We start from the raw sequence: 22,085 nt of genomic DNA, 5'->3' as shown, positions 1-22,085 counted from the left end.
AATCAGCCTTTATTAAAATCCAATATTTAAACTAAACGCATAAGTGCGGGGAGCAGGAACAGTGGTCCAGTCTGACGACAGGTAGCCGATTCCTCTGGTTCTTTTACTTCCGCCCTGAGAATCAATCTGAGGCTCAGCTCCACCATAATTGCTGCTTAACCAAAGGTTGTTTCCGGTCACAGAAACCACGCAACGCTTCAATACGCCATTACTTTGTTTTTTTGCCCAGGTACCCAGATCGTAAGACAGGGTCAGGTTGCTCAATCTCAGGAAATCTGCTTTCTGGATGAAATCACCTCTGGATCCTTCATATTTAGACAACTGTGTTGCGGTTGCGATATACTCCGTTGTACCGGGAGTCTGAGTGGCCAGCTGCTCTTTTAAAGTTTCTTTTGCTTTAAAATTTGTGCCTTGCATGGCTACGTTGCGATGAGAGATGTTATAAAGCTTAGCTCCTTTTGAATAGGTGAAAAGTGATTGCAGTCGTAAGTTTTCAAACAGCTGAAGTCCGAATCCGAATGAACCATTATAAGTAGGGAAGGGCTTTCCTAATTCTTTCAGGCCGCTTTCTTTAGCACCGGTATATTCTCCCTTTGCGTTGAAAACCGGACCTTCAGACACATTAGAATAAAAGGCAAATGCAGGTAATCCTTCACGAATCAGATTCACGGTATTCAGGATATCTCTTCCACCTGAATTGACCACTTTGTTGGACTGATGGTTGAAGATTGCAAAGATATCCAGACTGTGTTTTTTATTGCTGCTGGTAAATACCCGACCATTATAAGTTACTTCGATTCCTTTTCCCTGGATCTTTCCGATATTCTCTGGATAATCTCCGCTTAAGCTGGAAGGCCAGCCCAGTGAAGGCAATAGGGTGGTATATACAATGGCATCGCGGGTGTGTTGCTGATAATATGTAAAGCCAAACCGCTGTCCAAACAGGCTGATGTCTGTTCCCATTTCCAGTTCTCCTGTTCTTTCAGGTTTGATGTCCGGATTTCCCTTTCTCAAAGGTCTTACCATCGTTCCAAAAGAAGAGTTTTCTACCAGGTAGGCTGTCTGTGCATCATTTGGATAAGGCAGACGACCTGATTCTCCATAAGCTGCCCTGAATTTCCATTCCTCTACTTTTCCTTTCAGGAAAGGCAGGTCTGCAACATTATACGCCACACTTACTGTAGGATACCAGATATTGGCTACGTTGGCGCCAATCATATTGGAAACATCCCTCCTCAATCCGGCGTTGATAAATAGTTTATTGTCGTAGCTCAGGAAAGCCTCTCCGTATAAACCATGGGTACGTTTTTCGTAGTCACTATCCGTAACCCCCAAAATTTCTGCTGCTGAGGCAATGTTACTGATGCCCGGTACTGCAAAGTTTCTGACACTGATTCCGTTTACGCGCTCTATAGCACTGGTGAGTTGGGAAAGTACGCTGAGGTTCAATTGCCATTTCGGGCTGAACATAAAATTACGGGACAATTTAAAATCCCAGTTCATATTCTGATTGCGACGGGTGCTGACCTGTTTGGCTCCGGTACTGTTGGTGCCTTGCAGGTATCCGTAAGGAAGGTAGTTTAAACCATCGATATGGTTCAGGTCAAGCCCGATCAGGGTTTCCATTTTTATTTCAAACGGTAAGGTATAACCTAGTTTTACACTTCCGGTAAAGCGGTCGTTGTCGTATTGTTTTTGAATGGCTCTCCAGGTCTCTTCAGAAAGAAAAGGCCATGGCGTACGGTCTCTCATCAGGTTCCATATCGCATCGTCACGTCCGGAAGCAGATTGAGGGATGCTGAGCTTTCCTTTAACATATCCGGCCGTCACTGATAACTTAAAACGGTCTTTTACCAGGTCATATCCTGCGCGGAAAGTATGTCTGTTGTCTTCGTTACCCGGTACTATTCCTTCATTTTTATTGGTATTTGCAGAAAAGAAAATGCTGTTATTCTGGTCTAACTGCGCGGTTAAATTGGCGTACAATTGTTGTTGTGCTCCTTTGACAAAGAAATCATTCAGGGGGTCATTGTTTACAAACTGATCATATTTTCTCGCCAATTCACTAAAGCCACCGGTATATTTAACATTTACCGCGACTCCTTTTTGTCCGCTTAAGCCGCGTTTGGTTTGGATAATCACGACTCCATTTGCCGCTTCTGCACCATAGGAGGCCGCCGCCGCAGGTCCTTTGATGACATCAATCGAGGCAATGTCATTTAAAGGCAGGTCGTTTAACGCACTCATTGCTTCCTGCGAAGAGTTCACATCAGCAGTATTGCTGTTGTTGTAACGGACACCGTCGATAAAAATCAGCGGATCTCTTTCCATGCTGAACGTAGCCGCAGAACGGATATCGAAACGGATAGGCATTCCCACCTTTCCATTGGTGTTGTACACTTGTGCACCACTGATTCTGCCGTTGACGATATCTGCCAGTGAAGAAGGGTTACTTGTTGCGGCAACAGCTGCTGCATCAATATGGTCTACATTCGTTCCAATTGCCTTTTTGCTTCTGGAGTTGGCTAAACTGGCGGTAACCATGACTTCATTTAAGGAAAGTCCGGATTCCAGGTATATGCTGATTTGCTGATCTGCGCTGAATTCGTATTGCTTTTGAAAAGTTTTGTAGCCGACCATTTTAACAATCAGGGTTTCGCCGGATTGCAACTGGATGATAAATTGACCTTTTTCATCTGCCATGACTCCTTTTCCTGGCCGCTCTTTGATGGCGACACTCGCTCCGATGATGCTTTCTCCCGTACTTTTATCATATATGGTACCTTTGATCAGTTGCGCATGTACCGTAGTGCAAAGGAGCATAGATAGCCCTAAAATGGTAAAAAAATTATTCATATGTGTGTTCTAATTGTTCGCAGAAACGATCATCTCCTCAGAAGATGCGCTTAGTTATTTAGTTTAAATCTAAATAAGCTAATCGGCCGCAAAGGTAACAATTCCTTTAAGAAAGTCAAATCTTATGAAAAAGAGAGGGAAACCGGTTAAAAAAAAGAGAGATGGCCGTAGACCTTCTCTCTTTTTTAAGCAAATTGTTGTTGTTTTTAAAGCTATTGGGCTTCCAGTATCCACTGTTGATTTAGAGATCCTGTCGCCCCATTAATGGAATACAGTGTGATTTTTGTACCGGAGGTACTGCTGCTGCCGGGATTATCAAGCACATAATGACTGGACATATTGCTTTGAATTACATATTTGTTTGTTCCGGCAGAAACCAGGTTCCATTGCTGGTTAACCGCATTGCTGATCGTGTATTGAATTACATTTGCCCCCATGGTCTGGGTTCCTCCGGAGATGTCAATGGCTTTATTGCTATTGGCATTCACAATCACATAGGAAGTCCCCTGCGTATTAAACTTCCATTTTTGTCCGTTTCCGGTACTGCTGGTTGCCTGTATAAGGAAAGCACTATTAGCAGTACTGTTGTTTTCCAATGCCAGGTAAAGGCCACTGGATGCATTTTTTATTTTGTACCAGGTGCTGCTGGATATGCCTGAAGTTACCGGAATGGTCAGTGGGCTTGAGTTCTGGTTAAAAATGTCTGTAATGGTAATTCTAACTGAATAGGTTCCTGTGCCTAATGTGCTGGAAATGGTAGTAGATCTCTTTTGAGGAAGAACTTCATTTACGGTAGCTACAACAGCTCCGGAAGGATCCAGTAACTCTACTTTTGAAGAAAACTGAGGGCTTTTTGCTGCATTATTTGTCCAGTTAACCGTAACGGTATTGCCACTGCTGGTTGCCGTTGCAGACTGTACTTCTGCAAGCGTTAGTATTGGTGCGGTTCCTTGATTGGTTTGAACCGGAAGTGCCAGTGTTCTTCCTGTTCCGAATCCTGCACTGGGTTGTACCGTACCGCCATGTTCCATGAAATAAGCGTCTTCGGTTGTATCATAACCTGAATTAAAAGCACGGTCGTAAATTCCGTTTCTACCCTGATCCCCGGCATTGGCACTGAAGCTTCTGCTGGTATGCTTTTCCCAGGTATTGGTCGTACTCAGGTTCCAGCAATCTTTGAAGAAGGCTTTTCTGATAAAGCGGCCGTCATAGGCAGGATCGTAACCGGTCCAGTTTTCAAGAAAGGCGTCGTTACCTGATCCCAGAAAGGTGGTCCGTTCCGGAACGGCGAGGGTGGAGGTATGAAACCAGGTTCCGGTAGCCATGTTTTGAATAAAAGTGCCGATATACAATTTTCCATTCAGTTTCCAGGCTCTGAGTGCGATATTGTACCAGGTATTGAGCGCCCATTGGTAGGGATTAATGGTTTTATATCCGTCACCTTCACCTCCAAACCTGCTACTTATCGTGTTTGGAGCTTTATAGGCTACTTCAGAAAAAATGCCTCCTGCAGTATTGGGGTCCCATAAAGAAGAAATTAGAATGTTTGGAGTACCAAAAGAGTTGTCGGGTGTTTGTTGTAAACCAGCATATCCGCCGGCATAGTTGTGCACAGAAAAATATTCCGCATTGGCCGATTGCGTAATTTTTATCTTGTGAAGTTTAACGATGGCATCCGAGGGGAAATTAAAGTAAATGTGCTCTGACGGGGCTGCATTTTCCGTAGCTGAGATAGCTGCTGCACTTGTTCCTGATGTTACTTTGTGCTCAGGAACCAAAGATTTCTGACAGGCAGTTAATAGAAAGAGCAGGGCCAATACTGGCCAGGAAAAAAGATAGGTTGATTTCATAGTCTTGGTTAGTTAGGTTTTAGATTAACCTTAAGTTCCTGAAAAACAATGGGAATGATATCTTTTTCCTTTACGCAAACGGTTGTGTAGACCAAAACAGGGAAATTTATGCCTCCAACCGCTAAAGGACCATTTTTAGGGGCTTTGGAATGAATTATTTGTCATTTTTGGTACTTTTCAACCTTAGGAAGCAGGCTGTTTTTGCCTCCGTTTCCACTTTTATCAGTGATGCAAACGTTTGTGTTTAGCCGACAAGGATTCTAAGGCTCTTCTGACTTGGTTAAAACGATAAACAGGTAATCACCCATGCGGTCATCAAACTTGTCGCGGGTAATATTGATCTTATGTGATTTGATATCCCGTTCCAGTAATTCTAATCCGGAAGTGATTTCATCAGCTTCTGCAATATCACTGAAAGAGGAGATTCCTTTTCTGATTTCAGGATCGAGATACATTTCCGGCTTTTGTTTTCCGGAATAAAGAAACAGGTCCTGTAAGGCTCCGGAGACAAAATATTTTTCTGTTTTGGTAATTTCAAAACCTGCATCAGTACCATACTCCCATATCTTTGAAAAAGAGGGCATCTGGTTCATGGCTCCGGTCATCATCTTTGGAAAATAATGATGCAGCCAGTAATTTCTCATTTGTTCGGAGGTTGCGGTAAAGATGACCAGATTTGATCCTGCTTTCAATACCCGGTATAATTCCTGGAGGGATTTAGCCAGGTCAATCCAATGGTGAATGGTTAAGGTGGCAATGGCACCATCAAAAGTGGCATCAGGGAAATCTATCTTCTCTGCATATCCTTTATTCCAGTTTACCTGATCCGCATTTTCTTCTGCAATCTTCAGCATTTGATCCGAGGGATCCGTACCGTACATATCTAAGCCGGTTTTGGCCAGCTCAATCGTATAGTTACCTGTTCCGCAGCCTACATCAAGAATTTTGTTCCCGTTTTTATTCTCGATCAGCGCAGCCAGGCGTTGTTTTATATAGGGATCGGCAGATCTGGTTGTGTTATAGGTTAGCGCGGTTTGATGGTATAAATCCATAGTTTAAGGTTAGCATTCTTCGTGGCTAATTTAATAAACGCCGGTAGTAATTTTCTTATTATATTTAATATGTATTTCATCATTAATATTTAAGGATATGATTTTTAAAAATGTAGTGAGCTGGTTTGAAATCCCGGCAACGGACATCAATAGGGCTCAGAAATTTTATGAAGCGATCTTTGAAATTCAAATGATCCCAATGGAGATGCCTGGTTTTGAAATGCGGATGTTTCCGGTAGAAAATATGATGGAGGGGATTGGAGGGGCACTGGCTAAATCCGAAGATTTCTATAAGGCTTCAGCAGACAGTGGAACCTTGATTTATCTAAATGCCAATCCCGATGTGCAGTTCGTTTTGGACCGGATCGAAGCAGCAGGCGGAAAAATTCTTGTTCCTAAGACGGAGATTTCTCCGGAATATGGTAATATGGCTGTTTTTCTGGACACTGAGGGAAACAGGGTAGCCTTACATTCTGCTCCTAATTAAATTTCTCTTTCATACCGAGAAGCCCTAATAGTCCGCCGGTATGCAAGGCCACAATTTTATCTTCCGGTTTAAAGTAATGATTGGAAGAAAGGTCTTCGATGGCATATAGCATTTTAGCGGTATATACCGGGTCGATTAATATGCCCTGTTTACTGACAAAATCTTTAATGAAGTTGATCAGGAGAGGTTGTGTTTTTGCATATCCGCCAAAATGATAATCCGTATGTAATACCAGTTGATCAGTATTGCCTGTATATTTTAGGATCTCTTCTTCAATAAAGCGACCTCCCTTTAATGCCGGAACCACATGGAGGGTAGTTTTTAATTCGTATTGCTGAATTCCTTTCAGCAGTCCTGCTGCGGTAGTGCCTGTTCCGGCAGCACAAAAAATATGGCTAATGTCTGTCGGGAGTTCTGCGATGATCTCTGCACAACCTTTTACCGCCTCTGGACCTGCACCTCCTTCATCTATAAAAAGGGCCTGAGGATCTGCTCCGAAATGTTGCTGAAATAGCTGGGGTTTATTCCTGTAGCTGGTTCGGTCTGTAAAGATGAGGCTCATTCCGAAAAGCCTGCAAAGCAGGAGCATTTCATTTTCTACAGTTTCCCCCCGTACAAAAGCGGATGACTTTAATCCTGCTTTGGAAGCAGCAGCAGCGGTGGCGACAAGATGGTTGGAATAAGCACCTCCAAAAGTAACCAGGTGGTGTTTCTGCGTGTTAAAAGCTTTCGATATCAGATATTTAAGCTTACGCCATTTATTTCCAGAGATATAAGGATCAATTAAATCATCCCTTTTCATCCAGAATTGTGGAAGAACAGGATGATTTAATTGTTGAAGCGGGCTATAGATATCTGTAAACATGTTTACAAATATAGAAGCCTTTTCCTAAGGTGGTAAATTAAGGCTTAAAATAGATTTTCCTTAGTAAGTAAGGGAAAAAATTTAAGATGATTTTAACGTTTTGAGTAAAGTTTTTCATAATCCTGGAATTAAAATTTAACAATTCTGATTCGTCGAGACCTTTGCTACCCGCTGTATTATAAGCCTAAGCCCTGAAGAATTCACAAAAATTATAATTTGTTAATGGACTACGGGATTAACAAAAAGCAGACCAATTTATTTTTTTTCAATTATGTAATTGTTAAAGGTTAGTTTTGCATAATGGAACGGCCCTATAATGAGGCGTCCTCAATCATAAACAGAGATACATTTCATGGAAAATAGCAACAGCGTGCAGGAATTAGAAGAGCAGGATTTATATGAACATTTTAATATTGTTGTTGATAAAGGACAGTCTTTGTTAAGAATAGACAAATTTTTAATGGGGCGCATGGAGAATGCTTCCCGCAATCGTATTCAGAATGCTATTGATGCCGGAAATGTGTTGGTTAATCAAGGCACTGTTAAAGCGAGCTATAAGGTAAAACCTGCAGACGAGATTTCGATTGTCTTTCCTCATCCACCAAGAGATACGGAAGTTTATCCGGAAAATATTCCATTGGATATTGTTTATGAAGATGACGATTTACTGGTCGTAAATAAACCTGCAGGCATGGTTGTTCATCCGGGATTTAATAATTATACCGGGACTCTGGTAAATGCTTTAGCCTACCATTTTGAAAAATTACCGCAATTACCGGGAAATGAAGGCAGACCAGGCCTTGTTCACCGGATTGATAAGGATACTTCCGGTTTGTTGCTGATCAGTAAAAACGAGATCACGATGACCAAACTTGCAAAGCAGTTTTTTGACCATACCATTACCCGTAAATATATTGCTATGGCCTGGGGAGATATTCTGGAAAATGGAACCGTTACCGGATACATTGGAAGGAGTGCAAAAAACCGGATTGTGATGGATGTTTACGATGATGAAGAAAAAGGTAAGTGGTCTGTAACACATTATTCGGTATTAGAGCGTTTAGGATATGTAACCTTAATCAGTTGTCAGCTGGAAACTGGCCGCACACACCAAATCAGAGCGCATATGCAACATATCGGACACCCTTTATTTAACGATGCCAATTATGGTGGCGATAAAATATTGAAAGGAACGACCTTCAGCAAATACAAGCAATTTGTTAATAACTGCTTTGAGATGTTGCCACGTCAGGCATTACATGCCCAGACCTTAGGGTTTATCCATCCGACCACTAAAGAATACATGGAATTTGAGGCTGCTTTACCTGCTGATTTTGATTCCGTATTAAACAAATGGAGAAACTACATTGTCGAGCCTTCTTAAATGCAACAGGAATACATTTTACATAACGATGAGTTTATAGCGGCAAATCATCCTGTTTTCGGGGTGCAGAACCGTGCATTCAGATATGGTGATGGCTTGTTTGAGTCCATGCGTATGAACAATGGGAAGCTGAAATTTGCGGAAGAGCATGCTGATCGGCTGAGGGCCGGAATGCGGGCTTTGAAGATGGATGGCAGCAACCTGATGGACGAATACTTTCTGAAGCAGAAAACAGCGGAGCTCTGTAAAAAGAACAAGCTGAAGGATAATGTCCGTTTCCGTCTTTCTGTTTATAGAGAAGGAGAAGGTTTGTATACTCCGGAGAGCAATAAATCCGGCTATGTACTGGAAGCATCGGTGTTGCCTCAAAGTACTTATGAGCTGAATAAAAAAGGACTCATTGTCGATGTTTACGATGAGCTCACCAAACCTGTTAACAAATTATCCAATTATAAAACCACCAACTCTTTGTTGTTTGTAATGGCGGGTTTGTATAAAAAACAACATAACCTGGATGAAGCCTTCATTTTAAATCAGCACGGCTTTCTATGTGAGAGCATCAGCTCTAACGTGTTTGTGGTCTACGATAAACAGATTTATACCCCTGCTTTATCCGAAGGCTGCATCGCAGGAGTCATGCGTAGTGTGGTGATGAATATGGCTAAAAGCAATGACATCCCGCTTATTGAAGCGCAGATTAACCCTGAAGTGCTTAAAGAAGCAGAAGAGGTGTTTATCACGAATGCAACCGGCGGGATCAGGTGGGTGATGGGCTATGGAAGGAAACGTTATTTTAACGAAATCTCCAAAGATTTAAGCGCCAGACTCAATGCGATAACCCCTTAGGAATTCTTCTGCAGACATGCGTTTCTTTCCTTCGTATTGAAGGTCTGTCAGCTTGATGAACCCGTCTTTTGCCGCGAATTTAAGAAAGGTTTTCCCATCGGATAAGAATCCGCCGGCTGATATGCCCGTTTCTTTTTCTTCCAGTTCTGCGCGGAATACTTTCAGTGTTTTGTCGTTGAGCCTGGTAAAGGCGGTAGGATAGGGACTGAGCCCGCGGATCATATTATAGATAGTCCTTGCCGGCTGATTCCAGTCGATCTGACAATTTTCTTTAAATATTTTCGGCGCATGTTTCAGTTCCTCGTGTTGTGGCTGTGGCTGTTCTTCGTAGTTCCCCTCCTCAATAGCCTTTACGGTCTTCACTAACAGGCCTGCGCCTACATTCATGAGCTGATCATGTAGTTCTCCTGCAGTTTCTTCTTCGCCGATAGTTACGCGTTCAGAGAAGATGACATCGCCTGTATCTATTTCGTGTTTCAGGAAAAAGGTAGTTACCCCACTTTCTTTTTCTCCGTTAATGATAGCATGGTTAATCGGCGCCGCTCCCCGATATTGAGGAAGGAGCGAGCCATGCAGGTTGATTGTTCCCTTTGAAGGCATGTCCCATACCACTTCAGGTAACATCCTGAATGCAACTACTACTTGTAAATCTGCCTTTAACGCCTTTAACTCTTCAATAAACTCCGGATCTTTTAGTTTCAGGGGTTGCAATACCTTCAGGCCTTTTGCTACAGCATATTGTTTAACTGCACTTTCCTGTAGTTTCTGTCCTCTTCCAGCAGGTTTGTCAGCAGCTGTAACGACGCCAACTACATCAAATCCTGCTTCTACCAAAGCATTTAAAGAAGCTACTGCAAAATCGGGGGTGCCCATAAAAACTAATCTCATCGTCCTTTGTTTTAGATAACAAAATAACTAAAAATTTTACGCATATTTTATTCAAAATACATGGTGGAGACACTGGAAGAGCTCAAATCAACAGGATTGGTATATGTAACGGACAGCAAGCCTGGGATATACAGGAAAGGTAAGCCTGGAAAGTTTCATTATGTAGATGCTCGGGGAAATCCGATAGCGGATGAAAATGACCTGGACAGGATCAAGATGCTTGTGCTTCCTCCGGCATGGACAGAGGTCTGGATTTCTCCGAAGAAGAACGGTTATCTGCAGGCCACGGGAATAGATGTTGCGGGAAGGAAGCAATACCGCTACCATGCAGAATGGACCTCCAGGCGTTCGGATAGTAAGTATTTCAGGCTACTGGACTTTGGTAAAGCCCTGCCAGGTGCGAGGAAGAGAATTGCAAAAGACCTGAAACGAAAAAATTTTGATGAATTGAAAGTCCTGGCCATCTGTGTGGAATTTATGCAGAAGACCCTGATCCGTGTGGGAAACGAATCTTATAAACAGCTGTATGGAAGTTATGGACTGAGCACACTCCGAAACAAACATGTTAAGATCAATGGAAATCATTTGTCGTTGAGCTTTGTAGGAAAAAAAGGGGTACAGCAGGAGCTGAGTCTCAATGATAAAACCTTGTCCAGATTACTGAGGAAGTGTAAAGAGATTCCCGGACAGGACCTGTTTCAATATTATACTGCAGATGAAGAACGTAAGTCCATAGATTCGGGAATGGTCAATAACTATATCAAAGAGATCACCGGAAATGATTTTACTGCAAAGGATTTCCGGACCTGGGGAGGAACCCTGGAAGCACTGAGACAACTGGCGGTCTGTAGTGCTGTCGCTGCCGATGATGAAAAGTCAAGGAAAAAAGTCATTGTTGAAGTACTGGATTGCGTGGCTTCCAGGCTTGGAAATACGCGTGCCGTATGCAAGAGTGCTTATGTATATCCGCTATTACTCGAATCCTTTGAACGGGGAGAACTGACCGGATACCTGAAGAGAATAAAAAAAGAAGAGACAGATACCCTGGCTGGAATTAAAAATGACGAACAGGTACTGATGTCGTTCTTAAGAGCTGTACAGAAAAAAAAGAAGCCCTGAATTGTTTCAGGGCTATAATTATTCTTTAGGCGCTTTTTTTATCGGATGAACAGGTTGTTCTTCCTGCTCCCTCTTTTTCGCCGGATTCTTAAAGCTGGCTTCTTCTTTACGGTAGTCTTTATCTTCCGGTTTCTTTACTGCTTTGTCTCCGGCAGGAACTTTGTCTTTAGGAACTTCCTCCAGATAATTGCTGCCAGGTTTTTCATTTTTCTTTTTGGGCTCGCTGTTCATAAGATCCTTTTTAAGGATACAACAAGTATTTCTGACGCATTGTTTTATACTTTGTTAGTCCAGGTTCCCAGCTGGCACGGATTTCCTGTTCCGACTTTCCGGAGATGATCTGTTGTTTCAGGCTATAATCTCCGGCAAGCTTATCAAAATTACCCATTTGTGTGCTGAGTTTAGTGTTGAAGAAATCTGCTTTATTGGGATAAGCATTGTACAATGCTATCAGCCAGTTTAAATTTAAGGCTTTGTCCCTGCGGATTTTTGAAAGGTCGTAATCTCTTAAGTCCATTCCATAGCAGGCTTTATTCTGATGCAATGGGGTTTCAGCCATTCCTTTAATGCTTTTAGGAGTAAAGCTGAAATCGTATTTCCCTTTTAATGCCGGGGCACCCAAAACTGTAAAGGGAAATAGCGTACCACGCCCCTGACTCAGGTAAGTTCCTTCAAACAGGCATAATGTTGGGTAAAGCAGGATCGATTGCTGGGTATTCAGGTTCGGCGAAGGTTTCACCGGAAGATCGTATGGAAGATCATGGTTATAGTTCTCTACTGTGATGATCTTGATTTTGCATTTGAGCTTGTTCTTTAACCAACCTTCTCCGTTGAGCATCTGCGCATATTCTCCAACAGTTAGTCCATGCACGATAGGGATCGCCTGCAGGCCTATTCCCGAAACCAGTTTCGGATCCAGAATCGGGCCATCAATGTAGAAACCATTGGGGTTCGGACGGTCCAGGATCAACACTTCTTTGTTTTCTGCGGCACAAGCCTCCATCACATGTTGAAGTGTATTGATATAGGTGTAAAAACGAACGCCGACATCCTGAATGTCAAAGATCATCAGGTCTACATCAGAGAGGTCTTCTTTGGTAGGAGTAGAGTGTTTTCCATAAAGGGAAACTGCTTTGATTCCTGTTTTTGTGTCAACGGCATCGTTAACATGGATGCCCGCACTGGCATCTCCCCGAAATCCATGCTCCGGACCGAAGATCTTTACAATATTTACACCCAGTTCCAACAAACTGTCTACAGAAGTTTCTTTTCCGATTACGGAGGTGGGATTGACTACCATTCCTATACGCTTCCCTTTCAGGTAAGGCAGGTACTTTTCTGTTTGTTCTGCTCCCGTCCGGATTACAGTTTCTTTCACTTTTCGGGAAAGGGTATCTTTTAGCGGAGTACTGCTCACAGTGGCTTGAGTTTTAACCGGATTGCTCGAGGCGCAGGCCTGAAGTCCAAGTGTCAGCAATGCAGCCTGTAAGATATAGGTAAGTGATTGTCTCATTAAGGAACCTTTTTTTATAATTATAACTTTAAATCAAAATCAATTGAGCATTTTTGCTAAGTTACCATTTATAGCAAAAGATTGAATACAGAATATTTTATAGCAGGGCGGATTGCCATTAAATCTGAACGTACTTTTTCCAAGCTGATTGTTCGGATTGCGATAGCAGGGGTGATGCTGAGTTTGGCGGTAATGATTTTGTCGGTCGCCATTATCAATGGATTTAAAACAGAGATTCAGGAAAAGGTACGGGGATATATCGGAGATGTCCGCATTTTCAAATTTGACCTGAATAATTCTTTCGAGCTTACTCCATTTGTTCCTGAAGCAGAAACGATAAATAACCTGAAAAAAAATAAGGATGTTGTCTATTTTCAACCCTATGCGACGAAACCGGCAATCATCTCCGTTAATGATGAAGTTGAAGGCATTAATTTCAAAGGAATAGATAAGAGTTTCAACTGGACTTATATCCGGGAACGGCTGATCAGCGGAAGGGTGATTAATTTTGCCGACAGCGCTGAGGCGATGAAGGAGGTGATGATCTCCCAATTTACGGCCGACCGCCTGAAACTGAAAACAGGGGATTCTTTTATTATGAATTTCGTACAAAACCCTCCGCGAAGCCGAAAGTTTAAAATTGTAGGGGTTTATAGTGTGGGGGTTGAAGAGATCGATAAAGGATTTGTACTGGGGGATCTGAATGTGATCCGGAGGTTAAACAACTGGTCTCCGAATGAAATCGGGGGAATAGAGGTCCGAATCAAAGACTTCTCCAAGCTGAAACTGGTTGCCAAGGATATCTATTCTAACCTGGAAGTGAACCTCCGGTCGGAATCGGTTTCTGAGTTTTTTCCTGCCATCTTTACCTGGTTATCACTGCTGGATGTAAATACAAGAGTGTTGCTGATCTTAATGATGATTGTTGGGGTAATCAATATGATTACTGCACTCCTGATAATGATTCTGGAGAGGACCAATATGATTGGTATGCTGAAAGCTTTTGGGATGACGGATTACAGCGTGATGAAAATTTTCCTGTACAATGCCATCTATCTGGTCGGCATCGGCCTGTTATTAGGAAATATTCTGGGACTTGGTTTAGGCTTCATGCAAAAGTATACGCATCTGTTTAAGCTGGATCAGGGTAATTATTATTTATCCTATGTACCTATAGAAATTCATTTTTCAGAAGTGTTGCTGTTAAACGTTTGTACGGTACTGATCTGTTTTGTGGTATTGATCCTGCCTTCTATGCTGGTCAGCAAAATTTCTCCGCTCAAAGCGATCAGGTTCAAATAATATATTCATCTTTAGGTATATGAAAGCAACATCCGCAGGGAAGAAGTCAAGTGTTTTTAGTCTGCTAAGGCCCTACCGGGGGATGATATTTTTGTTGATATTTCTGGCGCTTCTCAGCAATGGGGTCAATCTGTTACTTCCTAAAATTATAGCGAATGGTATCGATGCCTATACTGCCGGGACTTTTCAGGTCCGGGAAGTGTTTATCACCTTTGCGTTGGCTATTGTTTTTATTTTCGTCTTCACTTACCTGCAAAGTGTGGTACAGACTTATGCTTCAGAGCGTGTGGCCAGAGATCTGCGAACCCGTCTTTCTGATCAGATTTCCCGTCAGAGTCATGCTTTTATAGAGAAGGCTAATCCTTCCAAACTGCTGACCAACCTGACCACAGATGTAGATGCCATCAAATCTTTTGTCTCACAGGCGATTGTTTCTATTGCTTCTTCAGTATTTCTGATTATAGGTGCCAGTATCCTGCTACTTAGTCTGAATTGGAGATTGGCTTTGGCGGTAATTGCGATTGTTCCCATTATCGGGACTGCTTTTTACCTGGTGCTGAGTAAAGTTAAACCCCTGTTTAAAAAGAGCAGAGAAGTGATCGATTGGCTGAATAAAGTCATCAATGAAAGTATTTTAGGCGCTGCATTAATCCGGGTGATCAATTCGCAGCAACTGGAGTATGATAAATTTTTGTCTGCGAATACACAGGCGAGGGATCTTGGTTTATCTATTCTCAGGTTATTTGCCGGACTGATTCCACTGATTATTTTTGTGGCCAATATGGCGGGATTAACGATTCTTGCTTTAGGGGGGCATTTCGTGATTCAGGGAACAATGACACTGGGTGAATTTGCCGCTTTTAACAGTTACCTGAGTTTATTGATATTTCCCATTCTGGTGATCGGTTTTATGAGCAATGTGATTGCTCAGGCCACCACCTCTTATCAAAGAATAGAAGGTGTGTTAAACATTGCTGAAACTCCTGCTGAGGGAACGATCAGTAGCCTGTTAAAGGGCGATGTGGAAATGAAAGAGGTTTCCATATCTTATCAACAGAAGCCTGCGCTGAAAAATATTTCCTTCTCTTTAAAAGCGGGTTCTAAGACCGCTATTATTGGCCCTACGGCAGCAGGAAAATCACAATTGCTTTATATCCTCACGGGACTCATTCATCCGGAGTCGGGAGCCGTATTATTTGATGGACATCCTATTACCGATTATAACCAGGAAGCTTTTCATCAGCAGGTGGGCTTTGTTTTTCAGGATAGCATTATCTTTAACATGAGCATCAGGGAAAATATTGCATTTAGTGATACGGTTACCGATCAATCTCTGGCAAAAGCCATTGAGACTGCTGAGCTGAATGATTTTATCTCCGGACTCCCCGATCAGCTGAATACCATTGTTTCCGAACGTGGATCCAATCTTTCAGGCGGACAAAAACAGCGCATCATGCTGGCAAGGGCCCTGGCAGTAAACCCTAAAGTATTACTGCTGGATGATTTTACTTCCCGTGTAGACCACAATACTGAAAAAAGAATCCTGGAAAATGTGCAGCGAAATTATCCGGGCATCACCTTACTTTCTGTGACGCAAAAGATCGTCTCCGTAGCACATTACGATAAAGTGATCGTATTGATGCAGGGGGAGATCGTTGCTCAGGGGACCCATACAGAACTGATGAAAAGCAGTCCTGAATATGTTCAGATTTACAATTCACAACAGAGTACCAGCAATTATGAATTACAATCTTAACCAGGGCACCACCCCGCAGGAAAAGCAATCTACGTATCAGGCCTTAAAGAAACTGATTGCGTTGATCAGCAATGAGCGGAAAAACTTATGGATTGCCGTATGCATTATTCTGTTGAATTCTGCCTTGTTGTTGTTGGGACCATTGTTAATAGGTCATACCATTGATACCTATGTACGTACCGGAAAATATGATGGCGTATTGTTGTTTACCGGAATTCTGTTTGGCATGTACCTGACTGCTTTTTGTACCGGATACCTGCAGACAAAACTGATGGGCGGTGTGGGACAACGTATGCTTTATACGCTAAGGAATGCTGTTTTTAACAAGTTACAGGAGCTTCCTGTTGCTTTTTTTAATGAGAATAAGGCTGGCGATCTGATTTCGAGGGTGAATAACGATACCGATAAAATTAATCAGTTTTTTTCTCAGTCGCTGATGCAGTTTATTGGCAGTATTGTCACGATGACGGGGGCCGGAATTTTCCTGCTGCTCATCAATATTAAGCTTGGAGCCGCTGCACTTGGACCCGCCTTGCTGATCCTGATCTTCACGGCAGTGGTTTCTCCGTGGGTAAAAAGGAGAAATGCCGCAAATTTAAAAAGTGTGGGAGGGATGAGCGCCGAGATTCAGGAAAGTCTGAACAATTTCAAAGTCATCATTGCTTTTAACCGCAGAGACTATTTTAGAAAAAGGTTTGAGGGCGCTAATAAACAGAATTACCGGACGGCGATTGCAGCTGGGTTGGCCAATAATATTTTGATGCCGGTCTATGGGTTGCTTTCCAGTATGGCACAATTGATCGTATTGCTGTACGGAATTTACCTGATCTCTACCGGTGAATTTACCATTGGTTTACTGGTGAGTTACCTTTCTTATGCGACTAATTTTTATAACCCTTTAAGGCAACTGGCGGCATTATGGGCTAACTTTCAGGTTGCCATGGCGGGCTGGGATAGGATTTCTCAGATTCTTTCCATGAAAAATGATTTGCAGCAGGTAAATGAAACTGCAGTGAGTTCTGCCTCACTGCTGGAATTCAGGAATGTTCATTTCTCTTATACTGCCGGACATGAAATCCTTCACCACATAAACTTTAGCCTGGAAAAGGGAAAAACATACGCCCTGATCGGCCCTACCGGAGGCGGTAAAACAACTACTGCATCGCTGATTGCCAGATTGTATGATGCCACTGAAGGAACCGTCCTGCTTAGCGGCAAGGATATTCGTTCTTATACAGATGAAGAACGAAGCCGTAAAATCGGATTTATTTTACAGGAGCCTTTTCTGTTTAGTGGAACAGTGAAAGACAACATCCTGTATGGCAATAGCAAATATAAAGATTACTCGAACGGACAACTGGAGGAAGTGATCAAAGCCGCAAATCTGGAAGCCTTGCTGGCCATATTTGACCAGGGACTGGAGACTCCTGTTACCTCCGGGTCCGATAACATCAGTCTTGGGCAAAAGCAGCTGATTGCTTTTATGAGGGCGGTGCTGCGTAATCCTGACCTGTTAATTCTGGACGAGGCTACTGCAAACATTGATACCATCACCGAACAATTGCTGGGCAAGATCTTAAAAAAGCTGTCTAAAGATACGACACTGGTTATTATTGCCCACCGTCTGAATACCATTGAGAATGCAGATGAAATCTTTTTTGTGAACTCTGGAGAGGTGTTAAGGGCGGGAACACTTGACCATGCAATGGATATGCTGTTAAAAGGAAAGAGGAAGAGCTAATAGCCCTTCTCCTTTAATTTATCCAGAATTTGTTCAGCTAGTTTTGCTCCCCATTGTTGTCCGGCCTGCATAGATTCCTGCATAATGACTGGTGTTTTTTGAGAAAATCTCTTTCCTGCGGGGCTTTGATAAAAAGCAATAATGGCTTTAAGGTCATCCAGACTAATGTGTTTTTGATAGATCGGCAATAGCATATCTACCAGTTCTACCTGAGAGGCTTCCAGAAAGGATTGTTCAAGTTGTGTCCATACTTCAACGGGGACTTCAGTTTTTTGCTCTTTGAACATCTTCATCATTTGAACAATGACGACTTTATAGCTTTCGATGGATCCGGAAACCTGCATCATTTCTTTCAGTTTGTCTTTGTAAAGGGCATTATTATCCTGACCAAAGGATAATGATGCGGTGGAAAATATCAGGGCGAGAATGAAGAAGATTTTTTTCATGTTAGTTCCAGTTTTTTGTCTTTTTTAATTCAGTGATGTGTGCCAGGTGATGTTCACCATGCCAGGCATATATGCTTGTGTTTTCGTTTAAAAATACTTTGTTCCCATGTGCAGGATGTATGAAACTGCGTTCCAGATCTGAGGCAGACAGGTTATTCAGTAATGTTGCCCAGCGCTGGTGTAATCCTTCCAGTAAGGTCAGGCTTGGATTGATGTCCAGGTTTTTGCTGTCGACAAGTTCTGCCCAGAGTTCCTCATGGTATGGTTTGATCGTTGGATTGTCTTCAGTTAAGGCAAGTTTAAAGCGGGTCAGTGCGTTCATATGGCTGTCGGCGCAATGATGAACCACTTGCCTGATGGTCCAGCCTCCGGGCCTGTAAGGAGTATCCAGTTGCTCATCGGTAAGGTGAATGACCTCTTTTTTAAGTTTTGCCGGGAAAGCACTGATCTTAGAGATGTACTCCAGCATCAACGCCGGGGTAATGACCTCTGGTTTTTCATGTTGCCCGATCGGGAATTTAAGTTTTTTAAGTTCTGCTGACATTAGGGGGTATTTTATCGTTTGATTTCTTTTCTTGCCCAGGCCAGTACTTTTACTCCCGGGGAATAATGGAGCAGGTCTGGTGGCCGGTTACTCAAATTAAGGTTATTAATCTGATATTTTATAGTTGATTTTTTTAGTTCCATATGCGCAATCTGCCACTCCAGATGATGGATTTCGTAACGGAACAGTCTTTTACCCTGTTCAAGATAGAGGGCATACCTTTCTGTTAGCCATTGATCCAGTTTGCTCTTTAATACGATAGGAGCTTTTACTTCAAATTCAATATCCAGGTTAAATCCTTTGCGTTTATTGATGGAATGATAAGTGTTGCTGCCGCGGCTGATGGATGCTTTTTCATAAGGAAGTCCGGACAACAGTTTTGCGATCCATACTGACAGTTGTTTTTGTGCTTCTATATTCAGAAAATATACTCCGGGCTTATGGTCTGCAATAACATAGGTTCTCCAGTTAATTTCATGAAAATCAGAGAGGAATGAAAGAGGCGGCAGCCCTGAAGGGCAGATTTTCTGCATGCTGAAAGGGACCAGGGATACCCAGGCTTCTCCTTCAAAATGATCCAATTCAAGACCTGATGGAATTAAAGGTTTCAGGAGCTGAGCGGGAACTTTCCAATGAAAAAACAGAACTTCATTCCATTCCTGATCATACTGCCATTTTCCTTCCGGTAATTTCCAGGGTCGGTGCCTGGTTTCTTCTAGCATTTGGTTGGCTTTAGCATGCATTTAGTAAGACAATTTGAAAAGCCTACAGACCTCAATTAAATATTACGTAAATTTGCAGAATTATATACTAATAAGGAAACTGTGTCATTAGAGAAATTAAAACTAAGCAAGCAACTGGTAACAGCAATGACTGATGCCGGATATATATCTGCAACAGAGATTCAGGCAAAAACAATGTCAAGAATTCTTGGCGGACAGGATATCATCGCTGTTGGTCCTGATGGAGCAGGTAAGACAACGAACTATGTGCTTGGGGTTTTAATGCGCCTGAAATACAGCACCGATGAGGCACCAAAAGTTTTAATTCTGGTTCCAAGTAAGGAAAAAGCGCTGGAAGTAATTGCCGAATTTGAGAAATTAAATAAAAACAGAAACCTGCGCATCATCGGTTTATATGGAACGGGTGGGACTGAACAGGATGTACTGGACCTGGTAGATGGCGTGGATATCGTAGTCGGTTTACCAACCAGAGCACGTGCTATTTATCTGAAACTTGGCTTAAACATGAGCAAACTGCAGATGTTTATTGTAGATGATGCAGAAGTGATCGTTAAGCAGGGAATGCAGCTTCCGGTATGTGAGCTGGCAAGAAGTGCGGGTAAATGTCAGCACCTGATTTTTACCACAGTGGTTCATGAAAAGCTGAACAACATGATTGATCAGTTCCTGAATTTTCCAACTACATTAGAAGTGGAAGACCTGGGTGAAAGTAAAGCAAATACACACGAGTTGCTGTTATATCCGGTTCCAAACTTTAAGACAAAAATAAACCTTCTGAATCTGTTGTTGAGAGATGATGAAGTATTTGATAAAGTCGTGGTATTTGTAAATACCCGTCTTACTGCTCAAAAGCTGGGCAAAAGTTTACATTCGGCGAAACCTGGGGTTGTCTCAGTTTTAAATCCTTTATTCTTTGATGAGGATGGTTTTGACCATATCGAAGATTTCAAGGAAACCCCAGAGGCCAGGGTATTAATTGTTGCAAACGAGGGTTCTTCCTCTTTGGATTTATCAGGAATTCCTTTCCTGTTTCATTTTGAAGTTCCGGAGAAAAAAGAAACTTTCTTAAGTAGAATTGTGAAAAGCAACGATGAAGAGGTGGTGGCGATCACTTTCTCTACTGATATGGAATTGGTGGAAGTGAAAAAGATCGAGCAGTCTATCGGTAAGAAATTAACGGTGATGGAATTGCCGGAAGACCTCGTGATTGATAAGGTAACTAAATCTACTGGTATTGATAAAAGCAGGATTGTTAAGGAGAAGAATGATGGTCCTCAGGGTGGAGGTGCTTACCATGAGAAGAAAGAAAGCAACAGCAAAGATTACAATTACGGCATTGGCCAGAAAGCTAAAATGACCATGAAGAAAAAGCATAGCTAGCAGGAGGATACCTGATATTGCCATATTGCAGAAAATCTAAAAACTTTTATATCTTCACCATTTCTGCATGAAGCTACAACAATTAATTATAGAAATTAAAGCCTTAGAAAATGTCTCCACATTTTCTAAACATGAGCAATTGGTTCAGGGAATTATTAACGCCCTGGATCAAAAGATATTGGTCAGGGGAGATGCTTTACCTTCTGTAAACAAGATGATTAAGGAAGTTGGCTTTGCAGGTGAAACCATTGCAAAAGCTTATAAGGAGCTCGTAAGCAGGGGTATCATCGAATCTAAGCATAGAAAGGGATATTTTGTTGCCACCGAGGACACCGGGCAGCACCTGAGGGTATGTTTGTTATTGTATGCCTTTGATACTTTTCAGGAGACGTTTTATCAGAGCTTCAGAAATAAATTAGGCGAAAATATTCAGCTGGACCTTTTCTTTCATCATAATAATTTTGCGGTATTTGAGAATACGATCAATAATATCAAAGGGAAATACGGCATGTATGTCATTGCTCCGATTGATGTTCCCGAATCTATTCCATTGGTTGGCCAGTTTCCAATAAATAAGCTGTTGATTGTAGACAGACAGATCGAGCTGAGCGAAGAGCATTCCTATATTGTACAGGAATTTAAGAAATCCTCCTACAGGGCATTTGTGGAGCTTGCCGACCGCATTAAAGAATTTGATCAGTTTGTTTTCTTTTTTAAGCAGCAATCAGCAGAGCCCAATGATATCCTGGACTCGTTTCAGCGTTTTGTCAAAGATTATCAGATTAATGGCATCATAAAAAGCAAATATGAACCTGGTAGTATAACATCCGATAAGGTATACTTCACCATTCATAACTTAGAATTATGGGAGATCCTTAAAGATTCCAAAATTAAAGGGTTAAAAGCCGGAAAAGATATTGGGATACTATCTCATAATGATGATAATATTAAAGAAATAATCTTTGATGGGATTACCACATTCTCTATTGACTTTGCGAAAATGGGCGAAATGGCTGCAGAGTTTGTCCTATTTAGAAAACCTATAAAACACATCATGAAAAACGAATTGATCAGGCGAAATTCTTTATAGAATTAGTTTGTATGATATTGGTTTTCATCTATTTATCAAGATCCGCTCCCAGCAGATATTAATCCCCTTCTCCAAAACTCTTCTCAAAAATAAATTTTGGATTGTAAAATATTATTACAATCTTGGCACTAGTGTAGTATAGTGTAGTGTAGATAAGCTATTCTTTCTAAACCAGCAAACCAACCAGATATAAATGATGAAAGCATTCCGCAGCTATGGGACC

Annotated in this window: 19 protein-coding genes; 9 read left to right on the top strand and 10 right to left on the bottom strand. The window is 42.0% G+C overall.

From position 1 onward, the window contains the following. Positions 1–12 precede the first annotated feature (12 nt). From BFS30_RS03865 to BFS30_RS03855, 3 genes are all read right to left on the bottom strand, one after another. A complete protein-coding gene (locus BFS30_RS03865) occupies positions 13–2,856 on the bottom strand; it encodes a TonB-dependent receptor domain-containing protein (RefSeq protein ID WP_083251947.1) in 2,844 nt (947 codons plus the stop codon). Between the two features lie 212 nt (positions 2,857–3,068). Continuing rightward, positions 3,069–4,706 (bottom strand): DUF3472 domain-containing protein, encoded by a 1,638-nt coding sequence (locus BFS30_RS03860; protein WP_069378061.1) that lies wholly within the window; start codon positions 4,704–4,706, stop codon positions 3,069–3,071. 260 nt (positions 4,707–4,966) lie between these two features. Next, the gene (locus BFS30_RS03855; RefSeq protein WP_069378060.1) at positions 4,967–5,758 is read right to left on the bottom strand and encodes a class I SAM-dependent methyltransferase; all 792 of its coding nucleotides are present in this window, start codon (positions 5,756–5,758) and stop codon (positions 4,967–4,969) included. A gap of 97 nt (positions 5,759–5,855) precedes the next feature. Between BFS30_RS03855 and BFS30_RS03850 the strand changes: the two genes are divergently transcribed. Next, a complete protein-coding gene (locus tag BFS30_RS03850; protein WP_069378059.1) occupies positions 5,856–6,245 on the top strand; it encodes a VOC family protein in 390 nt (129 codons plus the stop codon). On the opposite strand, the gene BFS30_RS03845 is transcribed toward BFS30_RS03850, so the two are convergent. Next, positions 6,238–7,110 (bottom strand): 1-aminocyclopropane-1-carboxylate deaminase/D-cysteine desulfhydrase, encoded by an 873-nt coding sequence (locus tag BFS30_RS03845; protein ID WP_069378058.1) that lies wholly within the window; start codon positions 7,108–7,110, stop codon positions 6,238–6,240. The two genes, BFS30_RS03850 and BFS30_RS03845, sit on opposite strands and share 8 nt — an antisense overlap. Before the next feature lie 352 nt (positions 7,111–7,462). On the opposite strand from BFS30_RS03845, the gene BFS30_RS03840 reads away from it, so the two are divergent. Further along, positions 7,463–8,494, top strand: a complete 1,032-nt coding sequence (locus BFS30_RS03840; protein WP_069378057.1) for an RluA family pseudouridine synthase — start codon at positions 7,463–7,465, stop codon at positions 8,492–8,494. Then, a complete protein-coding gene (locus BFS30_RS03835; protein WP_069378056.1) occupies positions 8,495–9,340 on the top strand; it encodes an aminotransferase class IV in 846 nt (281 codons plus the stop codon). It begins immediately after the preceding gene. Here BFS30_RS03835 and fmt read toward each other — a convergent pair. Then, on the bottom strand, positions 9,308–10,228 hold the full coding sequence (gene fmt, locus BFS30_RS03830; RefSeq protein ID WP_069378055.1) for a methionyl-tRNA formyltransferase: 921 nt from the start codon (positions 10,226–10,228) through the stop codon (positions 9,308–9,310). The genes BFS30_RS03835 and fmt overlap by 33 nt on opposite strands. A gap of 60 nt (positions 10,229–10,288) precedes the next feature. Between fmt and BFS30_RS03825 the strand changes: the two genes are divergently transcribed. Beyond that, positions 10,289–11,347 carry a DNA topoisomerase IB gene (locus BFS30_RS03825; protein ID WP_069378054.1) on the top strand — a complete coding sequence of 353 codons (1,059 nt, stop codon included), beginning with the start codon at positions 10,289–10,291 and terminating at the stop codon, positions 11,345–11,347. Positions 11,348–11,365: 18 nt separating this feature from the next. Here the strand turns inward: BFS30_RS03825 and BFS30_RS03820 are convergent, their stop codons facing one another. Together BFS30_RS03820 and BFS30_RS03815 are read right to left on the bottom strand one after the other, a co-directional pair. Then, a complete protein-coding gene (locus BFS30_RS03820; RefSeq protein WP_069378053.1) occupies positions 11,366–11,578 on the bottom strand; it encodes a hypothetical protein in 213 nt (70 codons plus the stop codon). Between the two features lie 10 nt (positions 11,579–11,588). Next, complete coding sequence (locus tag BFS30_RS03815; protein ID WP_069378052.1) at positions 11,589–12,860, bottom strand: exo-beta-N-acetylmuramidase NamZ domain-containing protein; 1,272 nt, start codon at positions 12,858–12,860, stop codon at positions 11,589–11,591. A gap of 81 nt (positions 12,861–12,941) precedes the next feature. Between BFS30_RS03815 and BFS30_RS03810 the strand changes: the two genes are divergently transcribed. From BFS30_RS03810 to BFS30_RS03800, 3 genes are read left to right on the top strand one after another with little or no spacing between them, the layout of a single operon-like run. After that, a complete protein-coding gene (locus tag BFS30_RS03810) occupies positions 12,942–14,162 on the top strand; it encodes an ABC transporter permease (protein ID WP_069378051.1) in 1,221 nt (406 codons plus the stop codon). A 19-nt stretch (positions 14,163–14,181) separates the two neighbouring features. After that, positions 14,182–15,918, top strand: a complete 1,737-nt coding sequence (locus tag BFS30_RS03805; RefSeq protein ID WP_069378050.1) for an ABC transporter ATP-binding protein — start codon at positions 14,182–14,184, stop codon at positions 15,916–15,918. Then, positions 15,902–17,659, top strand: a complete 1,758-nt coding sequence (locus BFS30_RS03800; protein WP_069378049.1) for an ABC transporter ATP-binding protein — start codon at positions 15,902–15,904, stop codon at positions 17,657–17,659. The genes BFS30_RS03805 and BFS30_RS03800 overlap by 17 nt, the downstream gene beginning before the upstream one ends. Here BFS30_RS03800 and BFS30_RS03795 read toward each other — a convergent pair. Genes BFS30_RS03795 through BFS30_RS03785 form a run of 3 tightly spaced genes read right to left on the bottom strand, consistent with a single transcriptional unit; the run spans position 17,656 to position 19,371 of the window. Continuing rightward, positions 17,656–18,105: a DUF2059 domain-containing protein gene (locus BFS30_RS03795; RefSeq protein ID WP_069378048.1), complete on the bottom strand. Its 450-nt coding sequence runs from the start codon at positions 18,103–18,105 to the stop codon at positions 17,656–17,658. The two genes, BFS30_RS03800 and BFS30_RS03795, sit on opposite strands and share 4 nt — an antisense overlap. A gap of 1 nt (position 18,106) precedes the next feature. Further along, complete coding sequence (locus tag BFS30_RS03790; RefSeq protein ID WP_069378047.1) at positions 18,107–18,649, bottom strand: YfiT family bacillithiol transferase; 543 nt, start codon at positions 18,647–18,649, stop codon at positions 18,107–18,109. An 11-nt stretch (positions 18,650–18,660) separates the two neighbouring features. Next, on the bottom strand, positions 18,661–19,371 hold the full coding sequence (locus BFS30_RS03785) for a YqjF family protein (protein ID WP_208603029.1): 711 nt from the start codon (positions 19,369–19,371) through the stop codon (positions 18,661–18,663). A gap of 102 nt (positions 19,372–19,473) precedes the next feature. Here BFS30_RS03785 and BFS30_RS03780 point away from each other — a divergent pair, with 102 nt between their 5' ends. Together BFS30_RS03780 and BFS30_RS03775 are read left to right on the top strand one after the other, a co-directional pair. Then, positions 19,474–20,772, top strand: a complete 1,299-nt coding sequence (locus BFS30_RS03780; protein ID WP_069378045.1) for a DEAD/DEAH box helicase — start codon at positions 19,474–19,476, stop codon at positions 20,770–20,772. 67 nt (positions 20,773–20,839) lie between these two features. Beyond that, positions 20,840–21,862: a GntR family transcriptional regulator gene (locus tag BFS30_RS03775; protein ID WP_069378044.1), complete on the top strand. Its 1,023-nt coding sequence runs from the start codon at positions 20,840–20,842 to the stop codon at positions 21,860–21,862. Positions 21,863–22,085 lie beyond the last annotated feature (223 nt).

The organism is Pedobacter steynii (assembly GCF_001721645.1).
Lineage (GTDB): Bacteria > Bacteroidota > Bacteroidia > Sphingobacteriales > Sphingobacteriaceae > Pedobacter > Pedobacter steynii_A.
This window is presented reverse-complemented; position numbering and strand designations above follow the sequence as displayed.

Bases quoted from the DNA above. Each gene is read 5' to 3' on its own strand.
- BFS30_RS03865 (WP_083251947.1), bottom strand. From the start codon at position 2,856: ATGAATAATTTTTTTACCATTTTAGGGCTATCTATGCTCCTTTGCACT.
- BFS30_RS03860 (WP_069378061.1), bottom strand. From the start codon at position 4,706: ATGAAATCAACCTATCTTTTTTCCTGGCCAGTATTGGCCCTGCTCTTT.
- BFS30_RS03855 (WP_069378060.1), bottom strand. From the start codon at position 5,758: ATGGATTTATACCATCAAACCGCGCTAACCTATAACACAACCAGATCT.
- BFS30_RS03850 (WP_069378059.1), top strand. From the start codon at position 5,856: ATGATTTTTAAAAATGTAGTGAGCTGGTTTGAAATCCCGGCAACGGAC.
- BFS30_RS03845 (WP_069378058.1), bottom strand. From the start codon at position 7,110: ATGTTTACAGATATCTATAGCCCGCTTCAACAATTAAATCATCCTGTT.
- BFS30_RS03840 (WP_069378057.1), top strand. From the start codon at position 7,463: ATGGAAAATAGCAACAGCGTGCAGGAATTAGAAGAGCAGGATTTATAT.
- BFS30_RS03835 (WP_069378056.1), top strand. From the start codon at position 8,495: ATGCAACAGGAATACATTTTACATAACGATGAGTTTATAGCGGCAAAT.
- fmt (WP_069378055.1), bottom strand. From the start codon at position 10,228: ATGAGATTAGTTTTTATGGGCACCCCCGATTTTGCAGTAGCTTCTTTA.
- BFS30_RS03825 (WP_069378054.1), top strand. From the start codon at position 10,289: ATGGTGGAGACACTGGAAGAGCTCAAATCAACAGGATTGGTATATGTA.
- BFS30_RS03820 (WP_069378053.1), bottom strand. From the start codon at position 11,578: ATGAACAGCGAGCCCAAAAAGAAAAATGAAAAACCTGGCAGCAATTAT.
- BFS30_RS03815 (WP_069378052.1), bottom strand. From the start codon at position 12,860: ATGAGACAATCACTTACCTATATCTTACAGGCTGCATTGCTGACACTT.
- BFS30_RS03805 (WP_069378050.1), top strand. From the start codon at position 14,182: ATGAAAGCAACATCCGCAGGGAAGAAGTCAAGTGTTTTTAGTCTGCTA.
- BFS30_RS03800 (WP_069378049.1), top strand. From the start codon at position 15,902: ATGAATTACAATCTTAACCAGGGCACCACCCCGCAGGAAAAGCAATCT.
- BFS30_RS03795 (WP_069378048.1), bottom strand. From the start codon at position 18,105: ATGAAAAAAATCTTCTTCATTCTCGCCCTGATATTTTCCACCGCATCA.
- BFS30_RS03790 (WP_069378047.1), bottom strand. From the start codon at position 18,649: ATGTCAGCAGAACTTAAAAAACTTAAATTCCCGATCGGGCAACATGAA.
- BFS30_RS03785 (WP_208603029.1), bottom strand. From the start codon at position 19,371: ATGCTAGAAGAAACCAGGCACCGACCCTGGAAATTACCGGAAGGAAAA.
- BFS30_RS03775 (WP_069378044.1), top strand. From the start codon at position 20,840: ATGAAGCTACAACAATTAATTATAGAAATTAAAGCCTTAGAAAATGTC.